We start from the raw sequence: 24,188 nt of genomic DNA, 5'->3' as shown, positions 1-24,188 counted from the left end.
ATGTCAGGCACCTTTTGGTCATGTCGAGCCAATTGAACTTATGTCAAAATACATCGCTATCGCAGGAAATATTGGATCAGGAAAATCGAGTATGGTCGATTTTCTTTGCAACCAATTTGGTCTTAAGCCATTTTTTGAACAGAACGACGCAAATCCTTATTTTCCACTTTTCTACAACGACATGAAGCACTGGGCATTTCACTTTGAAATGTTTTTTTTGATTCAGAAATTTAAAATGCATCGTGAGATTGCGGCGTCTCCTGAAAGCGTCATTTTGGATCGTACGATTTTTGAAGATGCTGAAGTATTTACAGAAAATCTCTATCGACAGGGGAGTATGTCAAAAGAAGATTATCAAACCTATCGCACCTTGTATGAAACGATCGCTGAAACGATTGCTCCGCCGAAAATCTTGATTTATCTTGAGTGTCCTGTTCGAGCTCTCAAGAAACGAATTGCGAAGCGTGGAAGAGTAGAAGAAAAATCGATTCCTGATGAATATCTGAAACGTCTTCATCAGCTCTACACCAAATGGATCGACCACTACGACAAATCACCCGTGATTCGATTCTCAACCGAAAAAATAGACTACCTCGAAGACTTCATTCATCGGCAAGATTTGCTGCAAGTGATTCAGAAACATTTGTAATAATTCTAATTTCATTTCAAAGGAGAAAAGATGAGCGTTTCGATTGTTGTTACCGATAAAATAAAAAGAGCTCTTAATAAATTCGCGGGAATAGATTTGCTTCCTGCTTCTTCGGTTGGAAAAGAATTTACTTCTGGGGAGAAAGAGGGAGATGGTGAAATTGGGATTTCCATACAGGATGGATATAAATGTGCTGAAATGAACTATCAGAAATTTATTTCATCTGACGGTAGCATAACGAAAAGGTGCTATCGTCAAAACCAAACAATGGGGTCAGCATACCGGAATGGTATGCTCACTTACTTCCCAACTGCTTGTCCCAAATCGTTTTCTATAGAAATTGACCTCAGTTGTGATGGAACAATAAAAAATGAAGATATGATTGAACCTGAAAAAGCAAAAATAATTATTGGAGCACTTTTTGGTTTTGAAGAGCTGAGCAGTAACTATATTCCTCGTCAGAGCGAAATTGATGCCGTGGCTCATCTTCGCAGAGAGATGGGTCTTATTTTCGGACCGACGGCGCCATGATTAAGTTACATCTCCGAATATTCCGGTCCGCTGCCGCCCTCGGGTGGAGTAAGCCTGCCCCCTTTGGCGGAGATGGCGCCACAGTGGATGCAGTTGGTGGGATTGATGAAGAGTTGTTTCTCTCCTGCAATTTCTTTCCATTCATAGACATGAGCAGGACACATGTTGATGAGTGCATCTCCAACTTCCGGTGATACTTTTGTTTCTACGCGCAAGTGATTGGGTTGTTTATCGCGACTGCGATTGCCAGCGGCATGGACGCTTGAGAGCTTATCAAAAGTGATTTTGTTGTCTGGTTTTGGGTAGGTTCGCTGGTTTTTAAAGAGGGGCTGATCTTTATCTGCCTTCACTCCAAATCGCCAACCAGGAAACAGGCCGCCAGTGATCGTCATAAGCCCGGCGAGTTTTGCGCCGATAAAAAAACCAGAACCAAAAGCTTGTCGCATGTTTCGAACACGATAGAGGTCTTTCAGAATAAAACTTTCGTGCATGGTCTTGTCATAAGTGTGCAATATTTTTTCTTCCTGCAGAGAAGCCCCGGCTTTCAGGGCTGCAAAAATTGTTTCCGCAGCAAGAATGCCAGAGTGCATCGCATAGTGAATGCCTTTGAGAGCTGGTACATTCACAAAACCAGCAGCATCGCCAAGAAAGAGTGCGCCAGGAGCGTGGAGATTTTTAGGAAGGGAGTAGTATCCACCTTCAGGAATTGTCTTTGCACCCCAACCTTGATCGAGTCTTCTTCCTCCTTTGAGAATTTTTTGAAAAAGGGGATGAAGTTTCATCTGCTGCAAAAGATCGTGCGTGGAGAGACTTGCGTCACGATTATCCAGCCCAACAACGAGTCCAAGTGAAACTTTATTTTTTCCAAACGGATACGCAAAACTTCCGCCAAACTCATGATACTTTTTCGAAAGCTTGAGCGGCCAGCCCATGGTGTGAATCACACGATTGAGTGGCTGCGGTACTTCCCAAACTTCTTTGACGCCAAGCGCATATATCTGAGGATTTGATCCTTGCAGATGAAAGTGTTCAATCGCTTGTTGTGTCAGATGACCTTGCGTCCCTTCACCGAGGCAGACGACTTTGGCTTTGAGATCCACACCAGACTCAAAGTTTGGCATTGGGGTTCCTTGTTGGTCGCGTCCTTTATCACCAGTTCGAATGCCGACAATACGATCATCTTGAAGAAGAAGTTTCGACGCAGCTGTTTCAGGAAGAATCGTAACACCTAAACTTTCCGCTTGGCTTCCAAGCCATTTTCCAACTTTTGAAAGCGCTGCGGAAAAATATCCATGGTTGCGCATCGTCGGCGGTGTTGGAAGTCGAAAAGAGCTTTGTTCTGTAAGAAAGTAGACGGCTTCTTTTTCGATCGATTCATAAAAAGGAAAATCTGTATCTTTCATGTGAGGAAAAAGTTTTCGGAAGCCAACAGGATTAATAATGGCACCAGAAAGAAGATGAGCGCCCACATATTTCCCTTTTTCCACGATGACGATCGGAAAATCACCGAGCTTTGATTTTATTTCAGGTGCTTCATTCAGAAGCTGTGCCAGGCGAATGGCACCAGCTAAACTCGCGGGGCCTGCTCCCACAAAGAGTATTCCTGCTTCAAGTGTTGTTTCAGTTGATCCAGAAGGGGAGGTAATAAATTCATTTTTTGTGACCGGAGGTGGAAAATCTGAAGGAACGACACTCATTATTGTCCACCGCCACGTGTATCAAAATTCACTTGGGGTACTTCTGTTGCCCCTTCAGTTGCTTCAAAATAGCGGTTTTGTCGTTCATATCCAAAAGCCCCGGCGATGATATTTGTGGGGAAACGACGAACAGTCGTATTGTATCCTTGTACGGCTTCATTATAGCGTTTGCGCTCTACGGCAATCCGGTTTTCAGTTCCAGCAAGTTCATCTTGAAGCGCTAAAAAATTCTGATTCGATTTGAGATCAGGATATTTCTCAACCACCACAAGTAAACGACTCAGTGCTGAAGAGAGCTGATTATTCGCATCGACTTTTTCTGGAATAGTCTGCGCTCCCGATGCTTTTGCTCGAGCTTCCGTCACTTCAGTTAAGACCCGTTCTTCTTGAGCGGCATAACCCTTCACGGTGTTGACAAGATTTGGAATTAAATCATTTCGTCGCTGCAAAACATTTTCCACTTGTGCCCACGACGTCTCTACATTTTCATGCAGTGTCACAATTTGATTGTAATTTCCTTTGATGCTTCCAAAACTGATGAGTACAACGACCACAAGTGCACCGAGTAAAATCCATGTTCTTTTCATGATTATTCTCCTTTTTGTCATCCCTGCGAAGGCAGGGATCCAGTATCTCAATCTTTTTTCTGGATTCCCGCTTTCGCGGGAATGACATAATTGTTTTGCTCACCGTGTCAAGTTTGATGTCCTCTACCACTTACGCGAAGCCCCTCCACCACCTGACCTCCCTCCTCCAAATCCTCCAAAACCACCGCCGCCGCCGAAACCTCTGCCACCACGACCACCTCGGAAGAAAAAGAGGAAAAGCCACGGATGACGAATAAAAATATAAGCAGCAACCACAAAGAAAAGTACCTTCAAATACCAGGGAAGAGGCTGCGCCTCTTTTCTAGGGTGAGTAAGCTCTTGCGATATATTCGAAATATCAAACGGAATATTTTCTTTTTGAACGATTGTTTGAATAAGCGTCACGGTTCCTGCAACAATACCTTCGCTGATGTTTCCTTCTCGAAATCGTGGAAGAACGGCTTCATCCAAAATGCGTCCTGCCAGTGCATCATTGATGGTTCCTTCAAGCCCATAGCCGATTTCAAAACGGAGCTGTCGCTCTTTCTGCACGATGACAAAAAGGACACCCCGGTCGCTTCCTTTTTTGCCGATGCCCCAAGTTGAGAAAAGTTCCACTGCATAATCTTCAATGGGTCTCTCTTCAAGAGAAGAGAGGGTGACAACAGCAATTTCAATCTTTGTCTGTTGTTCAAACGTAGTGAGAATTTTTTCAAGCACAGTTCGATCGTCATGCGTTAAAACCGAAGCAAAATCATTCACAAATCCTTGTGGTATTGGAGGGAGTGCAAAGAGTTTTAGGGGAAGAAAGAATAATAAAAGAAAAAGAGGATAACTTTTTAGAAAGCGTTTACAAAGAGTGTCATCGCGAGCCCGAAGGGCGTGGCGATCTCCCGACAACACTGTTTGCAGGAGATTGCTTCGTCCCCTTCGACTTTGCTCAGGGTCCTCGCAATGACACACAGGTTCTAGAGGTCGCATTTGTTGACATCCAAACGAAACATTTGGCGGAAGGAGAGAAGCAGATCGTCTTTTTCTTTGAGAGTGATGATGGGATCGTGGAGAATTTTAGTTACAATCGATGTCGTGCAGGCATCAATCAGCTCTCGATCCGATTCTGAAAGATGCGGCATCCGTGTAAAAACTTTTGAAAGTTCTTTTTGTCGTAATCCTTCGTACTTTTGAATAAGTCCTGCAATGGTCGGTTCTATCTGAGAATCAAGGAGCTCTGATCCTTTCTTTGCCTCTTCTCTCACAATGAATTCAGCTTGTGAGGATTCACTTTCTCGAGTCTTTCGATTTTTTTCCGCAATTTCTGTCAAGTCATCGAGATGATAAAGATTTACTCCGGGAATATTTCGAACCTCCTCATCGACATTTCGTGGAACGCCAAGATCAATAATCGTCAATGTTCCGCGATCAGATGTGTTGAGCGCATTCAGAATGTGAGAAGGAGTGATGATTGGATGATGAGTGTGGCAGCAGGTGAGAAGTGCATGTGCTTTTGCAAGCTCGTCTTCAAGATGTTCCAAGGCTTTTGCTTCTCCTCCAAGTTCATCTGCTAAAGTGTGAGCTTTTGCTTCATCTCGGTTGACGACGACAAATGTGCCGAGATTCCGTTTCGCAAAACTTTTTGCAGCATCAGCAGCAACTTCGCCAGCCCCTAAAATTAAGAGACGTGGTGGTGTGCGAAGGCATACATTTAGCTCAAGAAAATCGACTGCTGTTGAACTGATAGAGGTGCTTCCAGCCCCAATTCCAGTTTCAGTTCTGACTCGCTTTGCTGTAGAGAAGGCATGATGAAAAAGTTGGTTCAACAGGGGACCTGTTTTTTCGGTTTGAAATGAAAACTCAAATGCTTCTTTGACCTGGCGATACACCTGCGTTTCACCAAGCACCATGGAATCAAGACTGCTGCAGACACGCATGAGATGACGAAGCGCCTCTTCTCCTTCAAAAGAGTAGCCATGTTGAGAGATGACCTGAGTATCAACATCAAGCGCCTGGGAAAGTTCTTTTTGGAGATCGTGAAACGTATCAGAAGAAGAAACAACGGCATACAGTTCAGTGCGATTGCAGGTTGAAAGGACGACGAGTTCAGAAACTGAATCAAAGCGAGCAAGACGAGTGAGAATTTCACTTCTTTTTTCTGGAAGGAGATAAAACTTTTCTCGCTTTGCAAGATGCAAAGAGCGATTATTAACTCCCGTGACAATAAATTTCACGTTTTCAACTCCTATTTCCCTTTTTTGATAAATGTAGTTACTTTTTCTGCAAAATCCTGGTGGCCTTTTGCTTCGTCTCCTCCGGCCCAACCACCAACTTTCCGATCGATAATTTGTTTATTTGCGAGGGGTTCGTCTGTTTTTTTATCTTTAAGATACGATTCAACCTGAAATTTTTGTTTTCCTGCTCCAAGACCAACCAGAATTCGAGCAGCGCGGCTTCCCTGTTTATAATCGGTAACAATACCTCCAAAGACAATGGTCTCACCCTTACACCCTGGAGCTTTTTTTACTTGCGATACAATTTTTTCTCGTGTCGCTTCTCCCACAATTGCATGTTGAAGTTGATCAAGGGTTTCTTCAGGAATGGCAGATGCTCGTTCACGCTCTCTGTTTGAAAAATCTTCACGATTGACTTGAAATTTTTCTATTTCCAGACAATCGTATTTACCAAGAGTTGAAACCCAATCTGCATGTGCTGAGGTGCTGAAAAGTAGAGAGAAACTTGCCGTTATGAAAAAAATTGTTTTCATTTTTTCTCCTTTTTTAAGGAAAGGTTGAATGGGTTCTTTACTTGCCTTTCTTTCGTCCATTCGTCAATATCAACTGCGGTTTGATCAACTGCGGTTTGAAGAGAGCCAAAAGGTGTCTGGCAGATTTCTGGCATGGGGTTTATGCAAGAAACTGCCTGACACTTCTTTTGGCGATCGTTGCAGACCAAAAGCAGTGCCAGACACTTTTTTGCACTTACACCGTGCCAAAAAGATGTCAGGCACCTTTTGTTTTGCTTCTTCAATTAATTTTTTTAGATCAAGGAGAAAATATGAATCGTTTTGTTGCGTCTAGTTTTCTGTTACTTTTTTTAACTTACTGTTCATCGCAAAAATTAAAAGAAAATATTTCAACCCCAATCAAGGAGGAAGTTGTGTCCACAACATCATCAAAAACATTTCAAGAACCAAAAGTGTCGAGTGTTGATCCTTCTAAAAATTATGTGGCAACGATTGAAACTTCAAAAGGGAAAATTGTTTGCAACTTGGATGCAAAAGTAGCGCCTCTTTCGGTGACAAATTTCAAATCTCTTGCCGATGGAGGTTTTTACAATGGACTTGCCTTTCATCGTGTTGTTCCTGACTTTGTCATTCAAGGTGGCGATCCGACAGCAACCGGGTCTGGCGGCCCTGGTTATACCATTCCGGCTGAAATTAATTTAAAGCATAAAAAGGGGGCGATTGCGTGGGCGAGAACTCCGAATGAAGTCAATCCAGAGCAACGCTCAAGTGGTTCCCAATTTTACATTGCGCTCGGTGATGCCTCCTTTTTAGATGGGCAATATACGGTCTTTGGTTATTGTACTGAGGGGCTTCAGGTGACCGAAAAAATTGAGCGTGGGGACAAGATTCTCTCAGTGACCATTTCATCATTGTGAGTCTTGATTCGGCTCCACGTGGACGAGGAAACCGGCAGTTCCTGAACATCCAGTGCCTAACGATTCTTGCCATAAGAATCCATCTTCGCGGCACCCCGCACTGACAAAAAGCTCCCATTTTTTTGTTTGAAAATGAAAGCTTGCACTTGCTCCGAGAAGAATACCGATTTGATCTTCAAAGTATTCACGTTGGTACCAGATATTTTGTCGTTGTACTGAAATATTCAGTTCATAACTCATAGCGATGGAGAAAGGACCAAGTCCTCCTCCAAGGGGTAATCGATACATTTCAATGTTAACACCAAAAGGATAGACCGCTTCGCTCTGATCTCGATTCACATGCGTATGTGATGGAGAGACCCAAGGTTCGATCGCGAGATACGTGGGAAGCTGTGAATGCCCTTGCAGAAAAAGCATAAATTTTAATCCATAAAGTGGGCCACTTGCTGAAAGATAGCCATTTGTTTTGAGAGTCCAATCGCCAGGTTGATAGGGATTCTCAGGTTTTTCGCCTGACCAAGCATATTTCATGACGCGCGCAAAGTGTGGATAGAGATCAACAAGCATCCAGAGTGAAAGCCCGCCGAGCCACGATTCTTCATGGACGCTTCCCAGCTCATGGCGAAAATCGAGATAACCGGCGATATCGCCATCGCCGCCTGTTAATTTTGTAGAAATAGCGTGATAAAAAGGAAGATCAAATTTTTGAATGATATAGCTTATATCGTTCATGATTCCTTCATAGGGATAGTGTAGTCCCTGCGCAGATGCCCACGAATTCGTATTGATACCATTAACTCCATTCCAAAATGATCGAACATCTTCCGGAACTTCAATAAAATGAGTGGCGTCACTTTGTATTAAACGAAAGTGACCCGATTCATGCATGAAGTAGGCGTTTAAAACTGCCGCAGTTGTCTGAGGCACAATGTTCGAAAAAAAGCGGCCAAGTCCTGATTCGTGAACCGCGAGCTTATTACCGATGAAGTTGGTCAGACTGAGTCCAGATCGACTTAAGGAGAGAGCAAAATTCGGTTCACTTAAAAGGGGAACGGCGATATCGCCAACACTCACTTGTGAAATTTCGAGCGGTTCAAAAATACTCGAATGAAGAGTGAGACCGAGATACGGACCGTCATCGGGAGATTTTCGCGAAATTTTTGAATCGGGAGATGTCATTCATCTCTCTATCGCTGTATTTTAAAAAAAGTTTCGTGCATTTCTTAAAGATGAAGAGAGAAAGATTTGAATTTATAACGGATTTGTCGCTTCAGAAGAAGGTGGAGGATTCACGCCAGTAACGTCATTTTGCTCTTCAAGGTCTTCTTCAAAGAATTCATCAGCTCGATCAGAACCACCGCGCTCGCCTGGGAGATGCATTCGAGGACGCGAGCCAAAAAGGGCGCTTCCACCGGGAAGTGCTGAGATGTTTCCATGAGGAAAATTTTCGGGAAGAGTAAAATCTTTTGGTTCTGTATCTTTGGTGACCGCTTCCATAAAAGAGAGGAAAATCGGAGCCGCTGTTTTTCCTCCTGTCTCTTTTTCTCCAATGGGTTTGAGAGCATCAAATCCGACCCATGTCCCCACTGCAAGATCGGGAATAAATCCGACAAACCAAGCATCACTTTCGTCGTTCGTGGTCCCTGTTTTTCCGGCCACAGGACGCCCGAGTTTGCTGACGCGTTGACCGGTTCCCGATTGAACGACTCCTTTCAGGAGTTCGATCATAAGAGCGGCAGTTTGAGGAGTAATCACATGCCCTTGTGGAATCGCATTCCCATAAAGTGTTTTCAATTCGAGATTCGTCAACACGAGGTCCTCTTTTTCGATGGTTTGCTGTTCTTGAAAGAAAAGAAGAGTGTTGAGATCAGAATCTTGTACTTGCGTGATCGCTGCTTTTACTTTTTCTGTGTACTGTTCTTTCGTTTCTGCAATTTTTTCATCGGAAACATTCTCATCTGTCTCAGATTCTGATGCCGGAGTTCTCGGAAGCGAGGTTTGCAGAAGATGTGATTGATGCTCATAAAGAATCTCGCCTTTCGCATCTTCAATACGAGTAATATACACAGGAGGGCGATAAGCGCCGTGCGAAGCAAAAGTGGCATAGGCGGGAACGATTTCTGAAAGATAGACGCCATTTGCTCCAAGAGCCATCGAGAGATAACGATCAATGGGTGTCGTTATTCCAAATTTTCGGACATAGGCGGTGAGGTAGTCAGTTCCCATATCATAGGCGAGTTTTACCGTGGGAATGTTTCGAGATTGAATGAGCGCCTGACGAAACGACATCGGTCCATTGTATTCATCGCCGTAATTTTTCGGACTCCAAAACATGTCGATGCCCACCTGATATTCTACGGGATCATCATCGATGATCGTGTCAAACGTATATCCTTTATCCAGAGCGGCTGCGTAGACAAAAGGTTTGAAGGCTGATCCTGGTTGACGAAGAGATTGCGTTGCGCGATTGAATTCACTTTTTTCAAAATCAGTTCCACCTACCAGCGCTCGAACAAAACCAGTGTCAGGCGCAACCGCAAATAAAGCTCCTTGGGTCTCTGAAGGTTGTACAAGATAGAAGGAACCATCAGCTTGTTTCATGACAAAAATAACATCTCCGATTTTTAAAATATATCTCGGCTCCGAAACATAATTGACATCGTCATAGCCTACTGTTTTTGTATTAAAGGAGCGTGCCCATTTATAACCACGATGAGGAATCACTCCTTTGGTGAGACCAATTTGTATCAGAACATTTTTCCCTTCAAAACCTGTCACCACGGCTTCATATTGTTTTTCTTCTTCGAGAAGAACGTTTTCTTCGCGCGGCAGGGTTGTCGGAGGCCAATGAATAATATGATCGAATTGTTCTCTTCGGAGTGCGGTTTCAATTTTTTGAATGCGTTCCGGGATCAGTTCTTTTTCGACGTGCTCATGTGGTCCACGATAACCTTGTCGTTTTTCCAGATCTCGTACGCCTTGGCGGACTGCTTTTGTTGCTATTTCCTGAAATGAGACATCAGCTGTCGTGTAAATTTTGAGTCCGCGATGATAGAGAGCTTCATCGCCATATTGTTCCTTCACCACTCTTCGCACATGCTCCACAAAATATGCGGCGCTTGGATGCGTAAATGTTTTGTCTACTCCTGCGACAAACAGAGCAATGGGTTCGTTCATTGCCTGCTGCATCTGTTCTTCTGAAATATGATTATTTTCCAGCATGCGACCCAGCACATGAAGTTGTCGTTTTCGCGCAGCAGCAGGATTGTTGACAGGCGAATAGCTTGTGGGAGCAGTTGGAAGACCAGCGATAAGAGAGATTTCAGCAAGCGTTAGTTCGTCGAGAGATTTGTGAAAATAATTTCGAGCGGCAGCCGCGACACCATACGCTCGATTTCCTAAATAAATTTGATTGAGATAAAGCGTTAAAATTTGTTCTTTAGTGAGTGAACGTTCAAGACGAACCGCCAAGATCGCTTCTTTTATTTTTCGTTTATAGGAACGTTCGCGCGAAAGGAGAAGAGAACGAGTGACCTGTTGTGTAATGGTGCTTCCTCCTTGTGTGATCCCTTTTGCTCTGAGGTTTGCAATAAACGCGCGCAGAATAGCACGCATATCGATCCCGCTATGTTCAAAGAAACGATCATCCTCTGAATCGAGAAAAGCGAGAAGAATACGGCGTGGAATCTTTTCATAAGGAACAAAGAATCTGCATTCGGTCCAAAATTCTCCGATCTTTGTTTGATCATGCGCAAAAACTTCGCTGATGACAGGGGGGCGATAATCTTCGATGGTTTTGATATCAGGAAGGTCTCGAGCGAAACCATAATAGATGACGATAAAAGCGACAAAACAGAAAATAAAGATGCCAGTCAGAGCAGAAAAAAGAATGCGGAAAAGATGATAACTTCCCGAAAAAAAATGTTTTATCGTTTCAAAGAATTGCAAAATATTCCTTTCAGCGAACGCTCATCAAAGATTCAGATGCGAGGCAGATGGAGGAGACCTGCCGAGTCGTACTTTGGTGTACGACGCAGGCAGTGTCAACGACATCAACAAAGCATATGGACTTTGAGGAGGGTTTGCACTGTGCGAGAGGGGGGACTCGAACCCCCATGGCTCTTTACCACAAGATCCTGAATCTTGCGCGTCTACCAGTTCCGCCACCCTCGCAGGTGAACACTAGTAGTTGTCATTCGTGTCTTCGTCCAGATCAAAATCTCCAAAGTCTTCGTCTTTGGAAAGGACGGCTCCACAATTGTCGCATGCTTGAGAGTTGCCAACTCTGCATCCGCAATTGGGACAGGTTTCTGGTTTCTCGACTTCAAATTCTTCAATCTCGCGCCGCATAGCACCTCCCCCTTTATGGGTTTTGCGATTCCTATGCATTTTCGCATTTTGTTGACAAGAGAAAATTGGAAATTAGCGATAAATTTCTTTACGATGACCAACCTTGAGGATCTTGATGAGGATTTCTTTTTTATGAATGGAGTAAATGATGCGGTAGGTCCCAACTCTGATTCTATAGATACCATCTTCTCCGGAAAGCTTTCGGCAACCAACAGGGTAAGGGTTTTCTGTCAAGGATTGGATAGCAGCCATGATCTTTTGAATTGGTTCTTTTGAGAGTTGGAAGAGTGCTTTTTCTGCACTATAGGTAAGCTCAATATTATATTTTTCCATGCGCCTTTAAATCCTTCAGAATTTCTTTTAACGGACGAGTCGGTTCGCGGCGCAGCGATTTGATGTCCTCGATATCTTCAAGCTCTTCTAATTTGTCAAGAATAGCTTCTTCAATGAAGCGATTCATTTTATACCCTCGCTCTTTGCATACTGTCTCAAGGGCTTTTTTAATGTCCGAATCAATCTTGGTTGCTAACTGGCTTTGACTCATACAACCTCCAATGCAATAGGAGGCTACCATAATAAAGATAGTTTTGTCTAGAAAAAGATAGTCAACAACTTTTTTCTTTTACAACCGAAAATACGTTAGGGCATTGGAAGAAAGAAGAGAGTTCACCATGGGATTTACCTTTTCTATGACGACAGATGAGTTTAATCGCGTTCTCAAAGGCGCCTATTTGGTCATCGTAAAACATCTGCCCAATATCGCATTGATTCATTCGATGAACTTCAATCTTTTAAGCTCATTTCTTTAGCGTTCACTTTCAGCCGCGCAACTTTTCAGTCTCTCTCCCGATAAGAGTAACATCAGGAAAGGGAGGGCTTATGGCAGGAGAACCGCTTGTAAATGGTGTTGTCAAGGGAGTCACTCAACTCTTTCCGACAGTGACTGCAAATACCGCTCAGGCCATTGTTGTGGCAGAGGTGGGTGTCTCTCAAGTTGAGATGTCATTAGCGGCCAGATGGCTCAGTGGAAGTGCCCTGGGAGTGCGCAATGGTCTGCTTGCACGAGCTACTATTGCCGCTGAAGTGGAGGCAGCAGCTGTAGCAACTCAATCTTCGTTTCGTCTGGGTGCTATTCTTAGTAGTGGTATTCGAGCACACTTTTTTCATTTCCATCTGCTCAAGGAATTATCGTGTCGCTCATTCGTGTTTATTCACCCCAAGAAGTTGCAATCCTTGAGCTCGCTGAAAAAATGAATGTGGAACCATCTGAATCGATTGAACCGCTATGCGAGGAAGAAGCACAAAAAATTTGTCAGATACAATGTATCGTATTTTTAAGTCTCAATTGTGGAGCCGTTGAGCTTCCTCAACATATTTGGCTTCGTTGTCTTCAACGTTGTATTGCAAATCTGGAAGAGGGAGATGTTACCCAAAGAGATATCAGGGGAAAGGCTGCCAAAAGTGCTGGAGAAGTGATGCGAGAATATAGAAATTGTTCTGAACTTATATCTATGACGCCATTGCCCTGATTGTTTTCACCATACCGCGAATGCCGTTGAAAGTGTCATCGACTGCTGTCGGTTCGTAGCCACAAGAGACCATGCAATCAGCGCATTTTTCGTTGCGGCCCGTTCCATAGCTATCCCAATCTGTGGTTTCCATCAGTTCTTGAAAAGTTTTTGCATATCCTTCGCCCAAAAGATAACAGGGCTTCTGCCATCCAAAGATGCTGTAGCAAGGATTCCCCCATGGGGTGCATTGATATTCAATGTCTCCCTGAAGAAATTTCAGAAAGAGGGGAGTCTGATTAAATTTCCATGACTTCTTTCGATCTTTCAAAATCTTTTGAAAAAGTTTGAAGGATTCTTGTCGTTTTAAAAAATGTTCCTGATCGGGAGCTTTGTGATAGCTGTATCCAGGGCTCATGATCATTCCTTCGACTTTCAGTTCATCCATGCAAAAGTCAAAAAAAGCTCGCACACGTTCTGGATTTGCCCCATCAAAAAGGGTGGTGTTGGTCGTGACACGAAAACCTCGCTTGACCGCTTCTTTGATCCCTTCAACTGCTTGATCAAAAACACCGTCACGACAAACAGCCATATCGTGTTCTTCTTTAAGCCCATCAAGATGAACGCTGAAAGTGAGATATTTGCTTGGGGTAAAAAGATTCAGTTTTCTCTTCAGCAAAATCGCATTGGTACAGAGATAAATATATTTTTTTCGCTCAATCATCCCTTCGACAATCTGTTTTATTTCAGGATGAATAAGAGGTTCTCCTCCAGGAATGCTGACCATGGGAGCGCCGCATTCTTCGACCGCTTGAAAACACTGTTCAGGCGTCAGTCTTTTTTGCAGCACATGTTCTGGATATTGAATTTTGCCACAGCCTGCGCATTCAAGATTACAGCGAAAAAGAGGCTCGAGCATCAGCACAAGAGGATAGCGCTTCCGACGTTTTAATTTTTGCGCAATCACATACGTTGCGACGGTCCATTGTTGTGAAATAGGAACTGCCATATACTCCTCCAAATTTATGCGCTTTTACGAGCTTTCAGTGAAAGACTCTCTTCTTCTGTCGTCAATGCAACGTTGGATGCCTCTTGTGGAATGCGCATCCCATAGAAGGAACGAAGAATGAAAGCGATGGCAATTGCGAGAAAACCGACGGCAATTGCAGTTTTCACAATTGATGCTGGCATGGTGACCGCAATTTCAACTGCGAGCAGTCCAAACAAGGTCGTGAATTTAATCACCGGATTTAAAGCGACCGATGAAGTATCCTTAAAGGGATCGCCCACAGTATCGCCCACCACAGACGCTTCATGCAGCGGTGTATTTTTCTGACGAAGATCGACTTCCACGACTTTCTTGGCGTTATCCCAGGCTCCACCAGCGTTCGCCATAAAGATGGCTTGAAAAAGTCCGAAGAACGCCAGGCCAACGAGATAACCGATAAAAAAGTAAGGATCAAAGAAGGCGAGTGAAAGCGCCATTGAGAAAATAACAATGAAGATATTGATCATCCCTTTTTGCGCGTAGACGGTACAAATTTCGACCACTTTTTTGCTGTCTTCAATGGAAGCGGAATGATGTCCATCGAGTTTGATATTCTCTTTGATATAAACAACAGCGCGATAGGCTCCGGTCACGACAGCTTGCATGGAGGCTCCTGTAAACCAATAGACCACAGCGCCACCCATCAAAAGACCTAACATGACTTCAGGTTGAACAAGACTGAGTCGAACGACAACATTTCCAAACATATGTTCGAGTAATAAAATAATCCCGAAGACCATGGTCGTTGCTCCTACCACCGCAGTTCCAATGAGCATCGGCTTTGCCGTTGCTTTGAAGGTGTTGCCAGCTCCATCTCCTTTTTCGAGGATATGTTTTGCATGCGCGAAGTTCGGTTCAAATCCAAATTGTTTCCGAATCTCTTCTTTAATCTGAGGGCGTTTTTCAATGAGAGAGAGTTCGTAAACCGACTGAGCGTTGTCGGTCACTGGTCCAAAACTATCGACCGCAATGGTGACTGGTCCCATCCCTAAGAAACCGAATGCCACGAGTCCAAAGGCAAAGATCGGCGCTGCAAAAGGATACTCAGACGGCATGAGCGACATCAGCGATTCATTTTGCGAAAACATAGAGGCAATGAACATGAGAATGAGAATCAAGAAACCTTGCCAGAATGCAGAAAAATTTCCGGCAACGAGTCCTGAAAGAATATTGAGAGAAGCGCCTCCTTGACGTGAAGCATTCACAACCTCTTTTACGTGTGCTGAATGAGTGCTCGTGAAAACTTTTGTAAACTCTGGGATGAGAGCGCCTGCTGCAGTTCCGCAGCTGATAATTGCGGAGAGAACCCACCAGAGACTTCCATAGCTTGCTAAAAGAAGGTAACTTGCGCCAAACGTGACCGCAATAGAAACTCCTGACGTGATCCAAACGAGATGGGTGAGAGGAGCTTCGAGATTGAAATCTTTTTTCTCTCCGTACACATCATTACTTATTTTTTGATTCACGTAATAGGAAATAAGGGAGGTGAGAACCATCAAAATTCGCATTGCGAAAATCCAAATGATAAGGTGTCCGCACACTTCTGGTTTCAACACCAAAACTAAGGCAAGAAAAGCAATGAGGGCAACGCCCGTGACGCCGTATGTTTCAAACCCATCGGCTGTTGGACCAACGCTATCTCCAGCATTGTCTCCGGTACAATCCGCAATGACTCCTGGATTTTTTGGATCATCTTCAGGAAGATGAAACACAATCTTCATGAGGTCTGAACCGATGTCAGCAATTTTCGTAAAAATACCTCCGCAGATACGAAGCACGCTGGCTCCTAACGATTCTCCAATGGCGAACCCGATGAAACAAGGCCCCGCCAAATCCGAAGGGAGAAGGGTAAGAATGCAAATCATAAAGAAAAGTTCAACGCTGACCAGAAGAAGTCCGACGCTCATTCCCGACTGCAAGGGAATTGTAAAAACTTCCATCGGATTTTTTGCAAGGGCCGCAAACGCAGTGCGGGAGTTGGCTCGGGTATTAATGCGAATACCAAACCACGCGACTCCGTAAGAACCGGCGATGCCGAGAATTGAAGATGCCAAAATCACCAGCGTACTGGAAACAGATGAATGTTGCAGGCTATAGAAGTAATACGCTATGCACGCGGCAACGAGGAGCCATAAGAGTCCTAAAAATTTCCCCTGTTGTATGAGATAGGTTTTACAGGTTTCCCAAATCGTATTGGAAACTTCTTCCATGGAAGAGTGAACAGGAAGCGCCTTCGTTTTCATATATTTCACGAATCCGAAAATAACTCCAATCACACAAACGACAAGTCCCCAGTACATAAGCGACAGTCCCGTCACGTTTTTGCCAAAAATCACAAAGTTGGCGAGCGTTAAATCGGGAATTTGAATATTGGCTTCACCGGCGAAGGCAGATGATGAGAGGAAGAATAAACTGAGCGAAGCACACCCTACGAAAAATCTTTTCAACATAATATCTCTCCTTATCCCAAGGTCATTGTGAAGTGTGTCTACTACCAAAATTATCTTATTCGTCAAGGATTGGAAGTAGGCTTGCTGTCATAAAATAAATGTGCCACATTCATCCGCGTGAAAAAATTGAAACCCCTTCAAGGCAAGTCAGTGAAAACCTCACATGTAGAGGCGACCCACTTTGTCCAACCTGCAGATACGAACTCTCTCGGCACTATTTTTGGCGGATCCATTATGGCGTGGATCGATCTTGCGGCTGCAGTTTGTGCGAGTCGCCATACGCGTCGCATCTGTGTCACGGCTTCGATGGATGAGCTCCACTTTTTGCATCCTGTTTATCTCGGCGATATTGTGACCTTGAAGGCTTCGGTCAATGTGACGCACACCACTTCTCTTGAAGTCGGTGTTCGAGTGGAGGCGGAAAATCCACGTACCGGCGTGATCAAACATACCGCAGCTGCTTATCTCACTTTTGTAGCGCTTGATGAAAAAGGAAAGCCCACACCAGTTCCGCCAGTTATTCCAGAAACAGAAGTAGAGAAACGACGATTTCGAGAAGGGAAAGAACGACGGATGCATCGTCTTGAATGGAAAGAAAAACGCTTTCAAGCAATGAGGAGGAAATGAAAAAAGCGCAGCTTCAAGGCATTCTCCGACTTCATCGTGATGGCTATGGTTTTGTCGAACCGATGAATGTCGATAAGGATCAAGACGATATTTTTATCCCTGCGAGGTATGTGGGCGGTGCTCTTCATACGGATCTCGTCGAAGTAGAACTTCAAACGTATAAAGGAAAGCAAGAAGGGAAAATCGTTGCTGTTGTGGAGCGGCGAGTTCATCAACTTATTGCACGTCTTGAGAAAGTTGGGAAATCGTATCGAGCCATTTCAAGCGATGAACGTGTTCAGCATCAAATTCTTATTGCACACGAAAAAGTAAATGGTGCGCATCACGGAGAAAATGTCATTGTTCGCATTACGCGATATCCCGATGAGAAACAGACCATGGAAGGGGAAGTTGTCGAAGTTTTGGGTGAGCGCGGTGGGCTTGCCACCGAACTTCTCGCCGTGATTGTGCGACATCAACTTCCTCGAGAGTTTCCGCAGAAGGTAACGCATGAAGCAGAAGAGAAGAAAATGCTTCCGCGTCATCTGGAAGGGAGAGAAGATTTACGCCATCTCCCTTTTGTGACGATTGATGGTGAGACTGCCAAAGACTTTGATGATGCGGTGACTGCGGAGTGGATCAATGACAACATTATTCGACTCTGGGTTTCCATCGCTGACGTTTCCCATTTTGTTCTCCCCGGGACGGATCTGGATCACGAAGCCTATAAACGTGCCACCTCGGTCTATCTTCCTGGAACGTGTCTTCCGATGCTTCCGGAAAAACTTTCGAATGATTTGTGTAGTCTGAGAGCGAACGAAGATCGTCTGACGATGACTGCAAGAATGGATATTAATGAACAGGGTGAAGTCGTCGATCGCGCATTTAGTGTGAGTGTGATTCGTAGTCGCCGTCGCATGACCTATACGGATATCAAGCGCATTTTTTTGGAGAAGAAAAAATCAGCACGAGATGCAGTCGGCGACCTTATCGATCCCCTCGAAACGATGAAAGCATGTTTTGAACGACTGCGTCGGAAACGGCTGAAGCGCGGATCCATTGATTTTGATTTGCCAGAACCAGAAATTGTTCTCGATCTTCAAGGTGCCATTGAAGAAATTGTCAAAGCTGAGCGGCATATTGGTCATATGATGATCGAAGAATTTATGATCGCTGCGAATGAAGCTGTTGCAGAATTTTTAACCGAAAAGAGACAGGGGTGTATTTATCGCATTCATGAAGCTCCCGAGCCCAGAAAACTTCGGGAGTTTTCCATTCTGCTTCATAATTTAGGATACCGTTTCTTTTTGGAGAAGAGTGTTTCGCCGATGAGTCTCGCAAAAATTGTCGAAGCATTGCGAGGAAAGCCAGAAGAGCGAATGGTCAATCATCAACTTCTTCGTTCGATGGCAAAGGCGGTCTACAGTCACGAAAATCGTGGGCACTTTGGGCTTGCCTCTTCATGCTATTGTCATTTTACTTCTCCGATTCGACGATATCCCGATGTAGTGATTCATCGACTCTTAAAAAAAGGGCTCAAATTTTCAGAACCAAAACCGACTCGCATACCTGATATCATTCTTCATGAAACTTCAGTGCAGGCATCTCAGCGTGAGCGAGTTTCAATGGAGGCAGAACGAGAGTCAGCAAAGCTCTACGCCTCCTTTTTTATGCGCGAGCGCGTTGGAGAAGAATTTGAAGGAGTTGTTTCTCATATCACGAAGTTCGGTTTTTTTGTTCAATTGATCGCGTACTTTGTTGAGGGATTAGTTCCTCTTCAATCACTTCGTGGAGACCATTATGTCTTTGATGAAAAGGGGATGGTTCTTCATGGAAAAAGGCCGGAAAACCGTTTTCGTATCGGGGATCGAATAAAAATTAAAATTCAAACCGTCGATGTGGTGAAGCGAGAAATTGTTTTCTCTCTCCTTCCTACTTGACTTGGCAAACTACCACTTCTATCATGCTTTTATGGATGAACTAAAAAGAGACGAGTTAAAGCGACCTGCTATTCGCAAACCGATTGAAGTTTCGATTATGGGACAGAAACTTCAAGTTCGGAGTGCGTCAACTGAAGATTATGTTTCGCGTGTTGCCAATTTTGTAAATGATCGAATTAATGAAGTGCTTCAAAGTACGAAATCGGTTGCTTCAACGAATGTTGCTATTTTGGGAGCCATGAATATTACGGATGAATATCTCCGTTATAGAGAAGAAAAAGAGATAAAAATCAAAGAGATGGAAAAGAAGATTCAAGATTTGATTGAGCTCATTGATCTTCAGCTCTAATTGAAAAAAAGCCCCTGTGAGGTACGAGTTTGGTGTTTTTTCATTTAGAACCTACAGGCACCGTTTGGGGATTGTCTCTTGTTGTGGTGAGCATGCCCCTGTGCCGTTGACTCTAAGAGAGTGCTCTTAGAGTTTATGGTGCGGGGGAAGCCTGAAGCAGCAATATGATTCCCACCTGATTTTCAGGGTTCAAAATGGTGATGCCACACGGCCTTGACGGGGGTTTTTTTTTATCAGATGATGCGTTCGTAGTACGGGTGAACCTGGATGATGAAATGATGAGAGCTTAAGTTCTCCATGATTCTTTTTGAGTGTATAGAATTAAGATTGCGTAAGTGGCACATGAAACAAACACTACCTCAGTGTTAAGATTTCAGAAGGTGATTTTTGTTTTGCCCGCTTAACGCATTATCAGATCCACATTCCCCGAAAATTTATTTTTACGTCCACAAGGAGGCATGGTGATGATTGAACTTTGGATCGTTGCAATCGTTTTTATAGCATCGTTGGGTATTGGCGTTGGTCTTGGAATCTTTTTCCGAAATCGGATTGGCAAAACAAAACTTCATGATGCCAAACAGAGAGTAGAAGAAATTTTAAAAGATGCCGGTGCCAAAGCTGACTCGATTCGAAAAGAGGCTGAGCTTGAAGCGAAAGAGGCGCAGCTGAAAGCCAAAGAAGTTCTTGAGCGAGAGATGCAGCGTCGACAAGAAGAGTTTCATCAAACTGAAAAACGTCTTCAAACAAAAGAAGATGCACTGGAGAAACGTTTTGAGACATTGGAAAAAAAGGGAGATGAACTCAAATCTAAGGAACAGTCTCTTACGGATCGGCAACGTCACGCCGAAGGTCTTGAAAAACGTTATGCCGATCTTGTTTCTGAAATCAAAAAATCTCTTGAACGTGTCAGTGGTCTTTCAGCTGAAGATGCAAAACGAGAATTAAAAGATGCGTTGCTTGAGGAAGTGAAGAGAGATGCTGCGAAGAGGATTCAGGAAATCGAACAGCAGGTAAAAGAGGATGCTGATAAAAAAGCGAAACATATTATCTCAATTGCGATTGAACGTCTTGCTTCTGAATATAGTGCGGAACGAACAGTCTCCGTTGTCCAACTCCCAAACGATGAGATGAAAGGAAGAATCATTGGTCGTGAAGGGCGTAATATCCGGGCCCTTGAAGCAGCGACTGGTGTTGATATTATGATCGATGATACTCCTGAGGCTGTCATTATTTCCGGATTTAATCCTGTGCGTCGAGAAATTGCGCGACTTACTCTGGTAAATCTCATTGCCGATGGTCGTATTCACCCAACGCGTATTGAAGAGATGGTTGCGAAGGTGACCAAAGAAGTTGAAACTTCGATGAAAGAAACAGGAGAAAAAGTTTGCCTCGATCTCAATATCACGAATATGCATCTGGAATTAATGAAATTGTTGGGGGCTTTAAAATATCGCTTTAGTTATGCGCAAAATATTTTACAGCACTCCATTGAAGTTGCTCATATCTGCGGCATGATGGCTGCTGAACTTGGACTGAATCAACAAACAGCAAAGCGCGCAGCCCTTTTGCATGATATCGGCAAAGCAGTATCACATGAAGCAGAAGGTGGCCACGCGCTTGTGGGAATGGAGTATTGCAAAAAATATGGCGAGGCATCTGATATTTATCACGCGGTCGGTGCGCATCATGAAGATATTCCGCAAGAGACAGCGCTTGATTTATTAGTTGATGCAGCTGACGCACTTTCAGGTGCGCGTCCGGGTGCGCGTCGAGAAGTGCTTGAAGCGTATGTCAAACGCATTGAAGAACTTGAGCGTATTTCCACTTCATTTAAAGGAGTTGAAAAAGCGTACGCCATTCAAGCGGGACGCGAAATTCGAGTCATGGTGCAAAATGAACAGCTCAATGATGCTGAGTCTCTTGTGTTGTGTAAAGATATTGCAAAAAAAATCGAAGAAGAGATGACCTATCCAGGGCAAATCAAGGTAACGGTCATTCGTGAGATCCGGTCAACTGAGTACGCCAAGTAACATGAGAATTTTAGCAATTGGTGATATTTTTGGAAAACCTGGTCGAAAAGCGATTCAAACTCTGGTGCCGCAGCTTATCGATCGGCATCAGGTCGATGTCGTTGTTGCCAATGCAGAGAATGCAGCGCACGGGAGAGGTCTTACGCCTGACATTGCAGAGGCGATTTTGAAAAATAATGTCGATGTGTTAACGGCTGGGAATCATACGCTCGAGCATCAAAGTATTTATCCTTCACTCGAATCTGGCCCCCTTTTACGTCCGGAAAATGTAAAAGCGAATCTTCCGGGAAAAGGTTGGTTTCTCTTCACGACCAGAAAGGGGCCAAAACTTGCGGTCATTTCACTTCAAGGAAGAGTTTTCATGGAAGGAAAGGGGGCTGAAGTGGGTGATCCTTTTCAAGCCATAGATCAACTTCTTCCTGCTCTCAAAGAAAAAACTTCCTGTATTGTGGTCGATTTTCATGCTGAAGCGACAAGTGAAAAACGCGCGCTTGCGTGGTATCTTGATGGTCGAGTATCTGCGTTGTGGGGGACGCATACACACGTTCAAACGGCGGATGAACAGATCATGCCCAAAGGAATGGCATATATTTCTGATCTCGGGATGACGGGGCCACATGCTTCAGTTGTTGGTCTCGATAAAGATATTGCGCTTGAAAGATTTCTGACAGGCAAAAAAAGTCGATATGAAGTTGCGGAAGGTGATGTGCGACTCGAAGGAATTTTGCTCGACATTGATGAACGGTCAGGAAAAACTTTTTCCATTGTAAGGATACGCGAATATGTCGAAAAAAACTTTTGAAGAGCAGATTGCGCTGATCAAACGAGCAACAGTAGATTTCATCAATGAGGAAGAACTTCTCAAAAAGTTGAATCGAGGAAAGCCGCTGACAATCAAAGCAGGATTTGATCCCACATCACCAGACCTGCATCTCGGTCATACGGTGGTGATGCAGAAACTAAAACAATTTCAAGATTTCGGTCATCGTGTGGTTTTTGTCGTCGGAGATTTTACCGCGCGTATTGGAGATCCATCCGGTAGAAATGAAGCAAGACCACATCTGACTGAAAAAGAGATTCGAGAGAACAGTAAGACATATACGGATCAAGCATTTAAAATTTTAGAAAAGAAAAAAACGAAAGTTTGTTTTAATTCTGAATGGCTTGGAAAGATGAGTGCTGTTGACGTTGTTCGATTGTCTGCGCATGCGACGGTTGCTCGTATGTTAGAGCGCGATGATTTTAAAAAAAGATATACTGCACAATCTTCAATTTCACTTCATGAATTTCTTTATCCTCTTCTTCAAGCGCAAGATTCTGTGGAACTCAAAGCAGATGTGGAACTCGGAGGAACAGATCAAATTTTTAATTTGCTTCTAGGACGCGAGCTTCAGCGCGATGCAGGTCAAGAACCGCAGATTGTGATCACCGTTCCGCTTCTCGTAGGCACTGATGGTGTTCAGAAAATGAGTAAGAGTTATGGAAATTCAATTGGCATCACAGACACTCCGCGTGAAATGTTTGGAAAAGTAATGTCACTTTCTGATGATCAGATGTGGGAGTATTATAAGCTTCTTTCAGAAAAAGATTTCAGTATGATTGAGCGTATGAAAAAAGAGGTTCAAGAGGGAACACTGCATCCCAAGCAAGTAAAAATAAATCTCGCATCTGAAATGGTAACTCGTTTTCACCATCAACAATCTGCTGCTGATGCACATAAAGAATTTGAGCGCATTTTTTCCCAAAAGAAAAATCCAGAGGAAATGCTCGCAATTTCTATTCAGAAAGAAACTCCGCTTTATAAATGGTTGGTGGAGGAGGGAGTCGTCAAAAGTGGAAGTGAATGTCGACGGCTTATTGCGCAAGGGGGCATTCGAGTGAACGAGGAAAAGATAAAAGATGCTCATTTAAAGCTCCCTTCAGGAGAACATGTGGTTCAAGTCGGAAAACGCCAATTTGTGCGTGTGAACGTCTCTTCCTAAAGGATAAAACATCAGTTCAGAATTGGTTTTTAAAGGACTGATTTTTCAAGATAACTTGGAATGTTGTTTGAGGTGCGAAGAATAAAAGAAAAAAGTGAAATTTCGAGAAGAATGCTGTTGACAGTCTTATCGCTTTTTTTATAGAAACGACCTCCCTTGCGGGGATAGTCCTCCGAAGAGTGAATTATTGAAAAGTTTTTTTGCTGAATTATCTATATCTCTCATGGCGGGAGATCGTCATGAGGAATGTTTTTGTTCTGCCTGCTCTTTGAAAACTGAATAGCGTCTCAATTTTTTAATTGTGTTGAGCGGGGTCATTCCTTTTTAGGAATGACAATCTTGTCATATAAAAAAAGTGCAAGGCAAGTAACAGTAGCTTTGCATATTTAAAGTTTAACTTGAGAGTTTGATTCTGGCTCAGAACGAACGCTGGCGGCGTGCCTAACACATGCAAGTCGAACGCCCTGCACCGCAAGGTGCAGGGAGTGGCGCACGGGTGAGTAACGCGTGGGTAACCTCCCCTTTACTGTGGAATAACCTCGGGAAACCGGGGCTAATACCGCATACGTCCATGCACCATATGGTGTATGGGGAAAGGTGACCTCTCCTTGGAAGTTATCGGTAAGGGATGGGCCTGCGTGCCATTAGCTAGTTGGTAGGGTAATGGCCTACCAAGGCTTCGATGGCTAGCTGATCTGAGAGGATGATCAGCCACACTGGAACTGAAACACGGTCCAGACTCCTACGGGAGGCAGCAGTGGGGAATATTGCGCAATGGGCGAAAGCCTGACGCAGCAACGCCGCGTG

The 24,188-nt window shown here is 43.9% G+C and carries 22 protein-coding genes, 1 tRNA gene, 1 rRNA gene and 1 other RNA gene; 13 read left to right on the top strand and 12 right to left on the bottom strand.

Features of this window, described 5'->3' with window-relative positions; translation table 11 throughout:
• Positions 1 to 40: 40 nt before the first annotated feature.
• Both A3C46_00720 and A3C46_00715 read left to right on the top strand, forming a co-directional pair.
• Positions 41 to 649: a deoxyguanosine kinase gene (locus A3C46_00720; protein ID OGQ22049.1), complete on the top strand. Its 609-nt coding sequence runs from the start codon at positions 41 to 43 to the stop codon at positions 647 to 649.
• 30 nt (positions 650 to 679) lie between these two features.
• Positions 680 to 1,180, top strand: a complete 501-nt coding sequence (locus tag A3C46_00715; protein ID OGQ22014.1) for a hypothetical protein — start codon at positions 680 to 682, stop codon at positions 1,178 to 1,180.
• Between the two features lie 5 nt (positions 1,181 to 1,185).
• Here the strand turns inward: A3C46_00715 and A3C46_00710 are convergent, their stop codons facing one another.
• The 5 genes from A3C46_00710 to A3C46_00690 all read right to left on the bottom strand — a co-directional run bounded on the left by A3C46_00710 (position 1,186) and on the right by A3C46_00690 (position 6,222).
• Positions 1,186 to 2,877: a hypothetical protein gene (locus tag A3C46_00710; protein ID OGQ22013.1), complete on the bottom strand. Its 1,692-nt coding sequence runs from the start codon at positions 2,875 to 2,877 to the stop codon at positions 1,186 to 1,188.
• Positions 2,877 to 3,464, bottom strand: coding sequence for a LemA family protein (locus tag A3C46_00705; GenBank protein OGQ22012.1), 588 nt, complete (start codon positions 3,462 to 3,464; stop codon positions 2,877 to 2,879). Before A3C46_00705 ends, A3C46_00710 begins: the two co-directional genes overlap by 1 nt.
• Before the next feature lie 123 nt (positions 3,465 to 3,587).
• On the bottom strand, positions 3,588 to 4,364 hold the full coding sequence (locus tag A3C46_00700) for a hypothetical protein (GenBank protein OGQ22011.1): 777 nt from the start codon (positions 4,362 to 4,364) through the stop codon (positions 3,588 to 3,590).
• Between the two features lie 68 nt (positions 4,365 to 4,432).
• Entirely contained in the window at positions 4,433 to 5,689 is a 1,257-nt protein-coding gene (locus tag A3C46_00695; GenBank protein ID OGQ22010.1) for a glutamyl-tRNA reductase, read from the bottom strand.
• An 11-nt stretch (positions 5,690 to 5,700) separates the two neighbouring features.
• Entirely contained in the window at positions 5,701 to 6,222 is a 522-nt protein-coding gene (locus A3C46_00690) for a hypothetical protein (protein OGQ22009.1), read from the bottom strand.
• Between the two features lie 431 nt (positions 6,223 to 6,653).
• Here A3C46_00690 and A3C46_00685 point away from each other — a divergent pair, with 431 nt between their 5' ends.
• Positions 6,654 to 7,118 carry a hypothetical protein gene (locus A3C46_00685; protein ID OGQ22048.1) on the top strand — a complete coding sequence of 155 codons (465 nt, stop codon included), beginning with the start codon at positions 6,654 to 6,656 and terminating at the stop codon, positions 7,116 to 7,118.
• Here the strand turns inward: A3C46_00685 and A3C46_00680 are convergent.
• The 5 genes from A3C46_00680 to A3C46_00660 form a co-directional block, all read right to left on the bottom strand.
• Positions 7,110 to 8,297: a hypothetical protein gene (locus tag A3C46_00680; protein OGQ22008.1), complete on the bottom strand. Its 1,188-nt coding sequence runs from the start codon at positions 8,295 to 8,297 to the stop codon at positions 7,110 to 7,112. The genes A3C46_00685 and A3C46_00680 overlap by 9 nt on opposite strands.
• 72 nt (positions 8,298 to 8,369) lie before the next feature.
• Positions 8,370 to 11,066, bottom strand: a complete 2,697-nt coding sequence (locus tag A3C46_00675) for a hypothetical protein (protein OGQ22007.1) — start codon at positions 11,064 to 11,066, stop codon at positions 8,370 to 8,372.
• Positions 11,067 to 11,208: 142 nt separating this feature from the next.
• Positions 11,209 to 11,291 (bottom strand) — tRNA-Leu (locus A3C46_00670).
• Positions 11,292 to 11,540: 249 nt separating this feature from the next.
• Positions 11,541 to 11,801, bottom strand: a complete 261-nt coding sequence (locus A3C46_00665) for a hypothetical protein (protein ID OGQ22006.1) — start codon at positions 11,799 to 11,801, stop codon at positions 11,541 to 11,543.
• Entirely contained in the window at positions 11,788 to 12,012 is a 225-nt protein-coding gene (locus tag A3C46_00660) for a hypothetical protein (protein OGQ22005.1), read from the bottom strand. Before A3C46_00660 ends, A3C46_00665 begins: the two co-directional genes overlap by 14 nt.
• A gap of 335 nt (positions 12,013 to 12,347) precedes the next feature.
• Between A3C46_00660 and A3C46_00655 the strand changes: the two genes are divergently transcribed.
• Both A3C46_00655 and A3C46_00650 read left to right on the top strand, forming a co-directional pair.
• On the top strand, positions 12,348 to 12,722 hold the full coding sequence (locus A3C46_00655) for a hypothetical protein (protein OGQ22004.1): 375 nt from the start codon (positions 12,348 to 12,350) through the stop codon (positions 12,720 to 12,722).
• Positions 12,719 to 12,997, top strand: a complete 279-nt coding sequence (locus A3C46_00650; protein ID OGQ22003.1) for a hypothetical protein — start codon at positions 12,719 to 12,721, stop codon at positions 12,995 to 12,997. The genes A3C46_00655 and A3C46_00650 overlap by 4 nt, the downstream gene beginning before the upstream one ends.
• On the opposite strand, the gene A3C46_00645 is transcribed toward A3C46_00650, so the two are convergent.
• Both A3C46_00645 and A3C46_00640 read right to left on the bottom strand, forming a co-directional pair.
• Complete coding sequence (locus A3C46_00645) at positions 12,978 to 13,985, bottom strand: hopanoid biosynthesis associated radical SAM protein HpnH (GenBank protein ID OGQ22002.1); 1,008 nt, start codon at positions 13,983 to 13,985, stop codon at positions 12,978 to 12,980. The genes A3C46_00650 and A3C46_00645 overlap by 20 nt on opposite strands.
• A 14-nt stretch (positions 13,986 to 13,999) precedes the next feature.
• Positions 14,000 to 16,474 (bottom strand): sodium-translocating pyrophosphatase, encoded by a 2,475-nt coding sequence (locus tag A3C46_00640; protein OGQ22001.1) that lies wholly within the window; start codon positions 16,472 to 16,474, stop codon positions 14,000 to 14,002.
• Positions 16,475 to 16,591: 117 nt separating this feature from the next.
• On the opposite strand from A3C46_00640, the gene A3C46_00635 reads away from it, so the two are divergent.
• The 8 genes from A3C46_00635 to A3C46_00600 all read left to right on the top strand — a co-directional run.
• Complete coding sequence (locus tag A3C46_00635; protein ID OGQ22000.1) at positions 16,592 to 17,101, top strand: hypothetical protein; 510 nt, start codon at positions 16,592 to 16,594, stop codon at positions 17,099 to 17,101.
• Entirely contained in the window at positions 17,098 to 19,020 is a 1,923-nt protein-coding gene (locus tag A3C46_00630; protein ID OGQ21999.1) for a ribonuclease R, read from the top strand. Before A3C46_00635 ends, A3C46_00630 begins: the two co-directional genes overlap by 4 nt.
• A gap of 1 nt (position 19,021) precedes the next feature.
• Positions 19,022 to 19,369: a hypothetical protein gene (locus tag A3C46_00625; GenBank protein OGQ21998.1), complete on the top strand. Its 348-nt coding sequence runs from the start codon at positions 19,022 to 19,024 to the stop codon at positions 19,367 to 19,369.
• Positions 19,370 to 19,377: 8 nt separating this feature from the next.
• Positions 19,378 to 19,596: non-coding RNA, 6S RNA (ssrS, locus tag A3C46_00620), on the top strand.
• A 240-nt stretch (positions 19,597 to 19,836) separates the two neighbouring features.
• A complete protein-coding gene (locus tag A3C46_00615; GenBank protein OGQ22047.1) occupies positions 19,837 to 21,399 on the top strand; it encodes a ribonuclease Y in 1,563 nt (520 codons plus the stop codon).
• A gap of 1 nt (position 21,400) precedes the next feature.
• Positions 21,401 to 22,201, top strand: coding sequence for a metallophosphoesterase (locus tag A3C46_00610; GenBank protein OGQ21997.1), 801 nt, complete (start codon positions 21,401 to 21,403; stop codon positions 22,199 to 22,201).
• On the top strand, positions 22,182 to 23,381 hold the full coding sequence (locus A3C46_00605; protein OGQ21996.1) for a tyrosine--tRNA ligase: 1,200 nt from the start codon (positions 22,182 to 22,184) through the stop codon (positions 23,379 to 23,381). The genes A3C46_00610 and A3C46_00605 overlap by 20 nt, the downstream gene beginning before the upstream one ends.
• A 393-nt stretch (positions 23,382 to 23,774) precedes the next feature.
• Positions 23,775 to 24,188, top strand: a 16S ribosomal RNA gene (locus A3C46_00600); the annotation flags it as partial.

This window comes from Deltaproteobacteria bacterium RIFCSPHIGHO2_02_FULL_44_16, from assembly GCA_001798185.1.
Taxonomy (GTDB): domain Bacteria; phylum UBA10199; class UBA10199; order 2-02-FULL-44-16; family 2-02-FULL-44-16; genus 2-02-FULL-44-16.
This window is presented reverse-complemented; position numbering and strand designations above follow the sequence as displayed.